Genomic DNA, 11,557 nt, shown 5'->3' on the forward strand with positions numbered 1-11,557 from the left:
CCCGCAGGAGCGGCAGACGAGGTGGTGGTGGTTGTCCCCGGTGCGGGCCTCGTACCGGGCGACGGTGCCGGCCGGTTCGATGCAGCGCAGCAGCCCGGCCCCGGTCAGCACCCGCAGGGCGTCGTAGACCGCCTGGTGCGACAGCTCCGGCACGGCGCGGCGGGCCGCGTCGATGATCGACCCGGTGTCCGAGTGCGGATGTGCCGTCACCGCACCGAGAACGGCGACCCGCTGCACGGTGACCCGGAGGCCGGCGGAGCGCAATGCGCGCTCGACGTCCGTCCCCCGATCCATGGGGATGACCATACCCCTTGTCTTGAACCAGTCAAGACAAGGGGTGGGAAACCGCCGCCCGACCCGCGGCCGCAGGCCGGGTCGGACGGCTTCGATCGGACGTCAGTGCGCGGCCTCGTAGGCCTCGACGATGGTCTTGGAGATCCGCCCGCGCTCGGAGACCTCGTACCCGTTCTCCTTGGCCCAGACGCGGACCGCGTGGGAGTGGTCGCGGTCGGCCCGGCCCCCCGGTTCGGGCTTGCGGGAGCGGGGCGTCCGCGGCCCGCCCACCGGCCGCGCCACGGCCACGAATTTGGCCAGCACGCTCTCCAGTTCCTCGCGGTGGGCCGCATTCAGATCAATTTCAAAGGATGCGTCGCCCAGCCCGAAAGCACAGGTCAGCACGTCATCGGTGGAGCCGTCGATATCGTCGATCAGCGTTGTCACAGTTTTGGTCGCCACGGTCCCGATGGTAGTGGAATGAAACCCGGCCAGACCGTTTCGACCCGCCCGGCGTTCGCCGGTTCCCGGGCGCGGGCGACGACCGCCGGTCGGTAGCATCGGACCGATGACCGATTCAGACACCCTCCGCGTCGGCGATCGCGAACGGGAGCAGGCGGTTGCCGTGCTCCACGAGGCGGTGGGCGGCGGCTATCTGGACCTGTCCGAGTTCGAGGAGCGCTCCGCGGACGTCTACGCCGCCCGGACGCGTGGCGACCTGCGGACCGCGTTGGCCGATCTGCCGGGCGCCGTGTCGTTGTTCCCCCCGGACCCGGCGGCGGCCGTCACGGTCGGCGGGCCGGCCCCCGGCTACCCGGCCGTCCGGGGCGAGGCGCTGGACATCGACTGGACGTCGGTGAAGCGCCGGGGGACCTGGTCGGTGCCGCCCCACCTGGTGATCTCCGGGTCGATGGGGACGGCCGACCTGGACCTGCGGTCGGCCATCATCCCGCCGGGCGGCTGTGTCGTCGAGGTCACCGCGTCGTGGAGCACCGTCAAGCTGCGGCTGGCCCCCTCCACGCTGGTCCGGACGACCGAGCTGCGGCTGGGCTCGATGTCCACGTTCAAGGACAGGGCCGGGCCGCCCACGGGCCCCGGCGGCGCGGTGATCGACCTGCGCGGCAGCGGCAACTGGACCTCCGTGGTACTGCGGCGGGACTGACTCCGCTCACCGGCCGGCCAGCCGGTCCAGCACCGCGTCCAGCGCGCCGAGCGGCCCGAGCATGAACGAGGTGATGCCCAGCTCGTCCCGGAGCCGCTCGAACTTCTCCGCCAGCCGGCCGGCCGAGCCGATGAAAAGATGCGGTGAGTCCAGGACCTCGCGGGTGGTCAACCGGGTGCCGGTCCGGTCCTCCAGGGCGGCGACGACCGAGGCCACCTCGGAGTCGAGATCGTCGGTGAGGACCACCGGCCAGGCCGACGGGTAGACGTTGAGCTCCAAATCGGCGAACCGCGCACCGGCCGCCTGCGCCACCCAGGCGATCTTCTCCCGGGTCGCCTCCAGGGTCAGTGATCGCGCGTCCGGACCGGCCGCCGTGATCCGCGGGGCCAGGCCGACGATGTCCGCCTCCCGTCCGGCCAGCGTCAGGGTGCGCCGTCCGCCACCCCCGATGAACACCGGCGGGTGCGGGCGCTGCACGGACGGCTCGCCCGTGTAGCCGGTGATGCGGTAGTGCTCGCCGCTGTACGAGAACTCCTCGCCGGACAGGCATTTCTTGAGCACGGTGACCGCCTCCGCCAGCCGGGCCTGGCGCACCGGGGCCGGGTCGAACTCGAGCCCGATGGCGTCGTACTCGGGCCGGTTCCAGCCCGCGCCGATCGCCAGGTCCAGGCGACCGCCGGAAAGCACGTCGATCGCGGCCAAGTCCTGCGCGAGGACCGCCGGGTGGCGCAGATCGTTGTTCAGGACGAACGCGCCCACCCGCAGGGTGCTGGTCGCGACGGCCACCGCCGTCATCGCGACGACGGGCGAGAACTGGCCGATCAGGTGGTCCGGGACGACCAGGGCGTGGTAGCCCAGATCCTCGGCACGCCGGGCCCGCCGCGCCAGCTCGGCGCCCGGCACGATCTCGCGGACGTCGGCCAGGAAGCGGAACGGGCGCATCCGACGATTCTGGCTCGTGCCGGCCGGATCCGCCCGGGTCGGATCCCGCCGCTCACGACTCCAATTCGCGGAAGTAGTACAGCAACGGGACGTCGTCGTCGATCTCGGTGTTGCGGTAGCCGTGCCGCTCGTAGAACCGGGGTGCTCCCCCGCCGTCCCCGTCGACGTTGACCTCGACGAGCGCTGCGCCGCGCCGCCGGACCTGCTGCTCGACGGCGGCCAGCAGCCGGGCTCCCAGACCGCGGCCCCGGCGGTCCGGCGCCACGTACAGCTCGTCCAGGGTCGCGACCGGCCCGTCGTACCAGACACTGGGCCGCAGGGTCACCAGCGCCAGGCCCACCGCCGGCTCACCGGCCAGGACCGCCAGGGTGCTCGGACCGGCCAGCAGCCCCTGCAGCCGCGCGGTCAGCACCCCGACGCCCGGGGTGGGTGTGCCGTACTCGGCGTTGAACTCGTGCAACAGGGTCGCCACGGTGGCGGCGTCGGCCGGCGCGGCCGGCCGGACCGCCGCGGCGACGTCGAGGTCGGTGGGGCCGGTGGGGTCGCCGGGGTCGCCGGGGTCGGTGCGGTGGGCCCGGCCGGATTCGTCCTCGGTGGTCACCCGGCCAGCATGCCCGGTCCGGGTACCGTCGCGCCCGTGCCCGAACTCCCCGAGGTCGAATCCGCGCGTGCCGTGCTGGCCGGCGGTGCCCTGGACCGCCGCATCGTCGACGTCGACGACCACGACGACTACGTGACCCGGCCGCACGCGCCCGGCGAACTGCGGGCGGCCCTGCTCGGACGCACCTTCACCGCGGCGCACCGGCGGGGAAAGTCCATGTGGCTGAGCACGTCCGACTCGTCCCCGGAGCACGGCGGCCCCGACCTCGGGGTGCATCTGGGGATGAGCGGCATCGTGGTCGTGGCCGGCCCGGCCGCCCCGTCGGAGGATCCCGGGCCGGCGGGCCGCGCCCTCGTCGGGGGCGACTACCGCCGCGACCGCGAGCGGTTCGTGGACCGGGGCGCCTACCAGCGGTTCGCCGTGACCTTCGCCGACGGCGGCGGCGTCCGCCTGCTCGACCCGCGCCGGTTGTCCCGCGTCCGCCTCGATCCGCCGGTCGAGGCCCTCGGCCCGGACGCGCTGGGCCTGACCCCGGCCGCGTTCCGCGCGGCGCTGACCGCCGGCCGGCGGGTGTCGACCGCACCGGTCAAGGCCCGGCTCCTCGACCAGTCGGTGCTGGCCGGCGTCGGCAACCTGCTGGCCGACGAGGCGCTCTGGCGGGCGAAGATCCATCCCGCCCGGGGCGTGGACACGCTGCGCCGGGCCGACCTCGACCGGCTGGGCCGGGCCCTGCAGGGCGCCCTCACCGATGCCGTCGCGCACGGCGGGGTGCACACCGGGACGGTGATCCCGTTCCGGCGGGCCGGCGAACGGTGTCCGCGCTGCGGCGGGGCGATGGAGACCGCCACCGTGGGCGGGCGGACCTCCTGGTGGTGCACCCGGGAGCAGCGGCCGGCCCCGCAGCGGGGCTGAGACCGGTTGCGCCGCAGGGGTGTCGGGACCAGGCGGACACTCGCGCCGGCTTGCGGTCGAGCACCGGGCACCAGGGCGTTGACGAGACGGGGCGCAGCTCAGCGCAGGCGCAGGGACGGCATCGTCAGGTCCGGGCCGGCCGGGGCGACGGCCCGGCTCAGGCCGTCCAACCGGGGCAGCCCGGCGGCGAGGCCGGCCCGGGGGTCGGCGGAGTTCCGGGGCCGTCCCAGCCGGGCCAGCGGGCCGACCCGCACGGCCGGGCGCAGCGGCGCGTCGTCCGGCAGGCCGGCCCGGGACCTGGCCCGCGCCACCGCGTCCCGCAGACCACCCAGGCGGTCCCCCAGGCCGACCGCCAGCGCGTCCCGGCCGGTCCAGACGCGGCCGCGGGCCACCTGCTCGATCTCGGCGCGGGGCCGGCCCCGCCCGGCCGCGACCTTGTCGACGAAGTCGTCGTAGATCGCGTCCATCGCGGCGCCCAGGCTGTGCCGCTCCCCCTCGTCGAAGCTGCGTCGGGACGAGAACATCAGGGCCCGGCGGCCCTGCGCCACCGCGCCGGTGGTCAGGCCGACCCGCTCGAGCAGTCCGCCGGTCACCAGTTTGCCGCCCAGGACCCCGATGGAACCGGTCAGGGTGGCCGGCAGCGCGACGATCCGGTCCGCCGGGCAGGCGATGTAGTAGCCGCCCGACGCGGCCACCGCGCCCATCGCGACGACCACCGGCTTGCGTTGCTGCAGCCGGACGACCTCCCGCCAGATGGTGTCGGACGCGACCGCCGACCCGCCCGGCGAGTCCACCAGCAGCACCACCGCGCGCGCCCGCTCGTCGGCCGCGGCGGCCCGCAGGGACGCGCAGACGGTGTCGCTCCCGGCGGTCCGGCCCAGCGGGGTCCGCCGCGACCGGCCGGCCGCGATGCCCCCGCGGACCTGGACCAGGGCGACGTGACCGGCCGAACGCCGGGGTGGCCGGAGCCGTCGGCGGGGCCGCCACCGATCGGCGAACAGCAGTTCCGCCCGCTCCCCGACCCGGGCCCGCATCGCGGCCAACGCCTCGTCCCGGTAACCGAGCCGATCGACCAGGCCGGCGTCGCGGGCCGCCGTGGCCAGATGGGGACCGCGGTCGACGAGGTCGCGGACGGTCGCCACGTCCAGCCGTCGGGCCCGGGCGATCGTCTCGACGGCGTCGTCGAACACCGACTCCACCAGCCGCTGCAACGCCGTCCGGTGCGCGTCGGTGAACCCGGTCCGCATGATCCGGTCGGCCGCGCTCTTGAACTCGTACCGCTGCTCGAACTGCGGCTCCACCCCGAGTTTGTCCAGCGCGCCGCGCAGGAAGGTGGTCTCCAGGCCGACGCCGAGCAGCCCCAGCTCGCCACCGGGCTGCAGCCACAACTGGTCGAACGCGGTGGCCAGCACGTAGCCGGCCATCGCGCCCGGCTGCTCCCCGAACGTCTCGGCCCAGGCCACCGTCGGCTTCCCGCCGGCCGCGAACGCCTCGACCGCGGCCCGCAGCTCCTGCATGGCCGGCCACGGCGCGGGCCCGCCGACCCGGGCGACCAGCCCGACCACCCGCGGGTCGTCGGCGGCCCGGTGGAGCGCGCGGATGGTGGACCGCAGGTCCCGGCGACCACGGTGCCGCAACCGGGAGAGCGGATCGTCCTGCTCCAGTTCGACGGGCAGCTCGGTCAGGTCGAGTTCGAGCAGGATCCGCTTCGCCGGCCGCACGTCCATACCGGCCCACGCTACGCGGAGGGCCGGACGCGATCGGGCCGTCACGACTCCGCGGCCCGGTACCGGTGGGCCCAGGCGGCGATGTCGCCCCGTTCGATCGCGCACGCCAGCAGATCGGGAAAGGCGTCCGGCGTGCAGGCGAAGGCCGGCACCCCGATGGCCTCGAGGGCGGCGGCATGCTCCCGGTCGAACGACGGCGCGCCCGCGTCGGACAGCGCCAGCAGCACGACGACCTGCACGCCGGCCACCGTCATCGCGTTGACCCGGCGCACCAGCTCACCGGCGATGCCGCCCTCGTACAGGTCCGAGATCAGCACGAAGACGCTGTCGGCCGGGGTGGTGATGAGGTCCTGGCAGTAGGCCACGGCGGCGTTGATGTCGGTGCCGCCGCCGAGCTGGGTGCCGAACAGCAGCTCCACCGGGTCGTGCAGCGCGTCGGTGAGGTCCACCACCGTCGTGTCGAAGACGACCAGGGACGTGCGCAGGGCTCGCAGGGAGGCCATGACCGCGCCGAAGATGGCGGCGTACACGACGGATTCGGCCATCGACGCGGACTGGTCGATGGCCACGACCACCGAGCGCTGTACCTGGTTCTGCCGGCGGCCGTAGCCGACCAGCCGCTCGGGGACGACGGTGCGCCGCTCCGGCAGCCAGTGCCGGAGGTTGGCCGCGATGGTGCGCGGCCAGTCGATGTCGGTCTGCCGCCGCGGCCGGCGGGTGCGGGCCGACCGGTTGAGCGCGCCCTGCACGGCCGACCGGGTACGGTCGGCGATCCGCCGCTCGATCTGCTCGACCACCCGGGCCACCACGGCGCGCGCGGTGGACCGCGACCGTTCGGGCAGCAGCCGGCTCATCGACAGCAGCGTCGCCACCAGGGTGACGTCCGGCTCCACCGCGTCCAGCAGTTCCGGCTCCAGCAGCAACTGGTGCAACTGCAACCGCTCCACCGCGTCCCGCTGCAGCACCTGGACCACCGGGCTCGGGAAGTAGCTGCGGATGTCGCCGAGCCAGCCGACCACCCGGGGCGCGGACGCGCCGAGGCCGGCGGCCCGGGGCCGATCGCCCTCCCCCGGCCCGCGGCTGTCGTAGACCGCGCCGAGGGCGGCGTCGATGCGCCGGTCCTCGGCGGACAGCGACACCGTCGTGCCGGCCCCCTCGCCCCCGTCGCCGACCAGCAGTCGCCACCGCCGCCGCCGCTCCGCTTCGTCGATCACGGGGCACTCCCCAACAGCCGGCGGGCCGTCGCCAGCACCGCGCCGGCGCGGCTCAGGTCCGGTCCGGCGGGGCCGGCCGCCGTCGCCCGCGGTCCGGCCAGCGCGTCCGCGGCCCGCAGCAGGTTGCCCCGTTCGGCCGGCGCGAAGGTGCCGAACCCGCGGCGCAGCAGCGGTGCGATCTCCAGGAACTCCTCGCCGGTCAGGCTGCGCACCCAGACGTCGAGCACGCCGAGCAGGGCGTCGTCGTGGATCAGTAGCAGCGCCCCGCCGGCGGTGAATCCCTCGGCCCACTGGGCCTTCTCGGCGGCCGGTGCACCGACCGACAGGGCCGCGTGCAGCCGGTCGGCGGCCTGCGCCCGCGGGAGGATGCCGGCGTCCATCAGCAACCGGACGATGCGGCCGGCCAGCAGCGGCGGCAGATCGGCCCGGCGGCCGGCGGCGGCCAGGGCGGTGTACCAGCCGTCCCGCACGGCCCCGGCCGGCAGCAGCGGGACCACCTCGTGCGTCGCCTCCAGCGGCCCGCGGATCTCCCGGGCCGCGTCCTCGCCGAGCCCGCCGAGCGCGGCCGGCAGCCCGGCCGCGATCCGGGTGAGCACCGCCTGGGCGACGACCGCGACGGCCGTGGTGTCACTGCCCCGGACAGTGCCGTACCGCTGGGCCCGGACCAGCGCGGGCAGCGCCTCGAGCAGGCCGGCGACATCGGCGGTGCCGGCGGCGAACCGGTCCAGCCGGGCCAGCAGGTCGGCCATCGCCGCGGGCAGGTCCGCGGTGATGCAGTCGGCGATGGCCACCGTGCAGGCCGACAGCGACCCGGCCCGGTCGACCAGGCGGCGGGCCGCCGCGGCCGCCACGGTGGTCCCCCAGACGGAGGCCTCGATCAGCCGGACCGAGAGCAGGGGCTGCCAGGCCACGGTCCAGCCCTCCTTGAACGTGCCGGTGCCGGCGACCTCGGCCGGGGTCGCCCAGTCGACCCCGAGGATGCGCAGCCGCCACCACAGGTGCGACCGGCGCAGGTCGGTGGCCGACCGCAGGTCGAGGGTGAACTCGCGGGGGGCCGCCTCGAACTTCAGCCGCAGCGTCCGCGCCGTCGCGCGGAGGTCGGACTCCAGGGGCACCATCGGCGCCGCGTCCGGGACCCGGCCTAGTTCCTCCCCGACCACCGCGTCGCGGAGCACGAGGTCGACGGCCAGTTCGTTGCCGTCGCACAGCACCGCCCTGGTCGCGTCGACGACCTCGGTGAGCCCGGGTTCGGGCCGGTCCCGCAGGTGGGCCAGCGTCCGGGCGAGCCGCACGGCCTCGATGACGTGCGCGGTCGAGGTCGGCAGGTCGTGCCGGCGCAGCACGCCGGCGGTGTGGGTCAGCCACCGCTCCAGCGGGTGCTCGCCGGCGGTGAACAGGTGCCGGTACCAGCCGGGCGACTCGACCCCGGCGCCGTACCCGGAGGTCGCCGAGAGTCGTGAATGGGTCCACGGGACCCAGGTGAGCGTCACCTTGGCCGCCGGGCGCCGGCGCAGCAGCGCGGTGTCGGCGGCGACGGTCGGCGCGCGGCCGGCCAGCGTCCCGGCCAGCGCGGGGGCGTGCCAGGCCCCGCAGATGACGGCCACCCGGGCGGCCCCCGACCGCACCGCGGCCCGCAGCACCTTGCGCATGTGGGCCTCGCGGCGCAGGGTCGGCTCGTCGGTCTCCGGCCGGTCGCTCCGCACCGCCGTCATCGCCTCGGTGACCGCGGCGAACGTGTCGAAGGCATCCCCGGCCCGCCGGCCCTCCACCACGTCGTCCCACCAGCGCTCGGCGTCGTCGTACCCGGCGGCCCGGGCCAGCAGGGCCAGCGGGTCCGTGCGCACCTCGGAACCGTCCGGGGCGGAACGGGTCTCGTCGGCGAGCAGCATCCCGGCCGGCAGGTCCATGAACGAGACCGGGACGCCGCGCCGGGCGGCCCAGTGCACCGCCTGCCATTCCGGCGAGAAGACGGCGAACGGCCAGAACGCCGCCGCCGCCGGCTCGTCGGTGCGGTAGGCGAGCAGGGCGACCGGCGGCACCAGATCGGGGTCGGCGGCGAACGCGACCAGGGGGTCGGCCTCGACCGGCCCCTCGATCAGCACCCGATCGGGTCGCCACTGCTCCAGGGCCTGCCGCACCGCACGCGCGGAACCCGGCCCGTGGTGGCGGATCCCGAGCACCCGGACCTCGGTCCCGGGCACCGGAGGCGTGGCCGGGTCCGGCGGCCCGGATGGGCGGCCGCCGGGGTCGAGCGGCACACCCGGGTCGGGCGGGACCCCGGACGCGGCCGGCATCACCCGCCGACCTCGCGGCACGCCCGGTAGAAGTCGCGCCAGTCGGCGCGCTCGCGGACCACCGCCTCCAGGTACTCGGTCCAGGCGATCCGGTCGGCCACCGGGTCCTTGACGACCGCGCCGACGATGCCGCCGGCCACATCGGCGGCGCGCAGGACACCGTCACCGAAGGGCGCGGCCCGGGCCAGTCCCCCGGTCACCACCGAGATCGCCTCGGCCGTGGAGAGGCTGCCGCTGGGCACCTTCAGCGCGGTCCGGCCGTCCGCGGTGAGGCCGGACCGGAGCTCGCGGAAGACCGTGACGACCCGCCGGATCTCGGCCGTCGCCTCGGTGGCCGGCGGCAGGTCCAGGGTGAGTCCGAGTTCGGCGACCCGGGTGGCGACGATGCCGACCTCCTCCTCCACCCCGGCCGGCAGCGGCAGCACCACCGTGTTGAACCGGCGGCGCAGCGCGGCCGACAGATCGTTCACCCCGCGGTCGCGGTCGTTGGCCGTCGCGATCACGTTGAACCCGTGCCGGGCCGGCACCTCGATGCCGAGTTCGGGCACCGGCAGGGTCTTCTCGCTCAGCACGGTGATCAGCGCGTCCTGCACGTCGGAGGGGATGCGGGTCAGCTCCTCGATGCGCACCAGGGCGCCGGTCCGCATCGCGGTCATCACCGGCGAGGGCACCAGGGCGGCCTCGGACGGGCCGTCGGCGAGCAGCCGGGCGTAGTTCCAGCCGTACCGGATCGACTCCTCCGCGGTGCCCGCGGTGCCCTGGATGAGCAGGGTGGAGTCGCCGCTGATGGCCGCGGCGATGTGCTCGGACACCCACGACTTGGCCGTGCCGGGCACGCCGAGCAGCAGCAGCGCCCGGTCGGTGGCGATGGTCGCGACGGCCACCTCGATCAGCCGTCGGGAGCCGACGTACTTGGGGGTGACGACCATGTCGCCGGCGATGCCGCCGAGGAGGTAGGTGACGACCGCCCACGGGGAGAGCCGCCAGTTGGCCGGGCGGGGCCGGTCGTCGGCGACGGCCAGGGCCGCCAGTTCGGCCGCGTACTGCTGCTCGGCATGCGGGCGCAGGACGGGCGTCGGGGCCGTCACGTCGGTCACGGGGTTCCTCCTGGGGGGCACAGCGTTTCGTACAGGACGGCGCGGACGGTGAGCAGGGTGGCGGCATGCCCGGCCCGGGTGACCAGGGTCGAGGCGGTGTCGCCGGTGGCCCGGTCGGCCGCGGACCGGGCCAGGCCGGCCAGCTCGCGGCAGTCGGGCGGGGCCGCCGCGGTCGCCCACAGATCCCACAGCGGGCGCGGCGCCGGACCGTGCTGCGGGCCGCCGGTGGGCAGCCAGCGGGCCATCCGCCGGGCCAGCGCCGCCGGCCACGGCCGGGGCAGTCCGGCGACCACCCGCTCGACCTGCTCGGCCCGCACCCGCCGGTCGTCCAGCAACCGCTCGAGCAGGGCCCGCGCGTCGGCCGGCGTGAGGAGCCACCACAGGTCCGGGTCGACGACGGGTGGGATGCGGGCCGACGCGACCGCGAGGTGGGCCGTGACCAGGGCGCGGGCCAGACCGGCGTGCCCGAACGCCAGGGCGGCGGCCCGGAAGCCGGGGGTCAGCGGCCGCAGGTCGTCGTGGCCGGCGGCGATCAGCGGCAGCAGGTCGGCCGCGAGGGGGCCCGGCCAGTCGGCCGGATCGACCCGCCCGAGGACGGTGGTCCACGGATCGCCGGACGGCACCGGCCAGGGGTCGAACTCCGCCGCGGCGATCGGGGTCACGGTGACCGACGGCCCGAGCAGGCGCCGCCGGACGGACAGGTGCTCCGTGATCAGCGCGCGCATGTCGCGGCGCAGCGGCGAATCCGGCAGCCGGGCGAGCAGGTCGAGCGCCACCTCCACGACGGCGCGGCTGCGGTCGCCGACGGCGGTCAGCAGCACGTCCTGGTCGGCGCCGGACAGCCCGTCGGCCAGGGTGGCCAGCAACTCGGCCCGGGTCGTGGCGCTTTCCCGCCCGAACCCGTCCAGCAACAGCTCGCGGGCCGTCGCCGGATCGGCCCGGCGCGCCGCGCGCAGCCAGGCCGACCGCTCGGCCAGGGTGCCCTCGTCCCAGGCGGTGCGCTCCGCCAGGTCCGGCGCGGCCGGCGCCGCCCACCGCGGGTTGATCGCCATCAGCAGCCGGCCGATCTCCCCGCCGACCGGGCGGGCGGCCGCGGCCACCGCCGGCCGGGGGTCGTCGAGGAGCCCGGGCACCAGGTCGGGGGGCACCCGCAGATCGGCCCGGTCGATCAGGGTGAGCGCCTCGACCACCAGCGCCGGATGGCGGTCGACCCGGGCCAGCACCTGCCGCACGACGTCGGGGATCACCGCCCGGCGTTCCGGCGCGGGCCGCGCGGGGGCGGGCGGCGCCGGCCGGGTGGCCGGGACCGTCCGGCGGGCCAGCGCGGCGAGCACT

At 76.1% G+C, this 11,557-nt stretch carries 11 protein-coding genes; 2 read left to right on the top strand and 9 right to left on the bottom strand.

All coding sequences use genetic code 11. From position 1 onward, the window contains the following. Both ACOJUF_RS01180 and ACOJUF_RS01185 read right to left on the bottom strand, forming a co-directional pair. Positions 1-294 (bottom strand): Fur family transcriptional regulator (locus tag ACOJUF_RS01180; protein WP_420120034.1); only part of this gene is annotated, 294 nt, incomplete at its 3' end. 102 nt (positions 295-396) lie between these two features. Beyond that, a complete protein-coding gene (locus tag ACOJUF_RS01185) occupies positions 397-735 on the bottom strand; it encodes a histone-like nucleoid-structuring protein Lsr2 (RefSeq protein WP_420120035.1) in 339 nt (112 codons plus the stop codon). 106 nt (positions 736-841) lie between these two features. On the opposite strand from ACOJUF_RS01185, the gene ACOJUF_RS01190 reads away from it, so the two are divergent. After that, the gene (locus ACOJUF_RS01190) at positions 842-1,435 is read left to right on the top strand and encodes a DUF1707 SHOCT-like domain-containing protein (RefSeq protein WP_420120036.1); all 594 of its coding nucleotides are present in this window, start codon (positions 842-844) and stop codon (positions 1,433-1,435) included. 6 nt (positions 1,436-1,441) lie between these two features. Here the strand turns inward: ACOJUF_RS01190 and ACOJUF_RS01195 are convergent, their stop codons facing one another. Next, positions 1,442-2,377, bottom strand: a complete 936-nt coding sequence (locus ACOJUF_RS01195; RefSeq protein WP_420120037.1) for a TIGR03621 family F420-dependent LLM class oxidoreductase — start codon at positions 2,375-2,377, stop codon at positions 1,442-1,444. Positions 2,378-2,429: 52 nt separating this feature from the next. Beyond that, positions 2,430-2,978, bottom strand: coding sequence for a GNAT family N-acetyltransferase (locus ACOJUF_RS01200; protein ID WP_420120038.1), 549 nt, complete (start codon positions 2,976-2,978; stop codon positions 2,430-2,432). A gap of 36 nt (positions 2,979-3,014) precedes the next feature. On the opposite strand from ACOJUF_RS01200, the gene ACOJUF_RS01205 reads away from it, so the two are divergent. Next, positions 3,015-3,890: an Fpg/Nei family DNA glycosylase gene (locus tag ACOJUF_RS01205; RefSeq protein WP_420120039.1), complete on the top strand. Its 876-nt coding sequence runs from the start codon at positions 3,015-3,017 to the stop codon at positions 3,888-3,890. 98 nt (positions 3,891-3,988) lie between these two features. Here ACOJUF_RS01205 and sppA read toward each other — a convergent pair whose 3' ends face one another. The 5 genes from sppA to ACOJUF_RS01230 form a co-directional block, all read right to left on the bottom strand. Beyond that, the gene (gene sppA, locus ACOJUF_RS01210; protein ID WP_420120040.1) at positions 3,989-5,617 is read right to left on the bottom strand and encodes a signal peptide peptidase SppA; all 1,629 of its coding nucleotides are present in this window, start codon (positions 5,615-5,617) and stop codon (positions 3,989-3,991) included. Between the two features lie 41 nt (positions 5,618-5,658). Beyond that, positions 5,659-6,828, bottom strand: a complete 1,170-nt coding sequence (locus ACOJUF_RS01215) for a VWA domain-containing protein (RefSeq protein ID WP_420120044.1) — start codon at positions 6,826-6,828, stop codon at positions 5,659-5,661. Continuing rightward, positions 6,828-9,125 (bottom strand): DUF5682 family protein, encoded by a 2,298-nt coding sequence (locus ACOJUF_RS01220; RefSeq protein WP_420120041.1) that lies wholly within the window; start codon positions 9,123-9,125, stop codon positions 6,828-6,830. Before ACOJUF_RS01220 ends, ACOJUF_RS01215 begins: the two co-directional genes overlap by 1 nt. Beyond that, a complete protein-coding gene (locus tag ACOJUF_RS01225; RefSeq protein ID WP_420120042.1) occupies positions 9,125-10,222 on the bottom strand; it encodes an ATP-binding protein in 1,098 nt (365 codons plus the stop codon). The genes ACOJUF_RS01220 and ACOJUF_RS01225 overlap by 1 nt, the downstream gene beginning before the upstream one ends. Then, positions 10,219-11,557: DUF5691 domain-containing protein (locus ACOJUF_RS01230; RefSeq protein WP_420120043.1), on the bottom strand; the 1,339-nt coding region annotated here is incomplete at its 5' end. The genes ACOJUF_RS01225 and ACOJUF_RS01230, both read right to left, overlap by 4 nt.

This window comes from Nakamurella sp. (genome assembly GCF_048594475.1).
Classification (GTDB): domain Bacteria; phylum Actinomycetota; class Actinomycetes; order Mycobacteriales; family Nakamurellaceae; genus Nakamurella.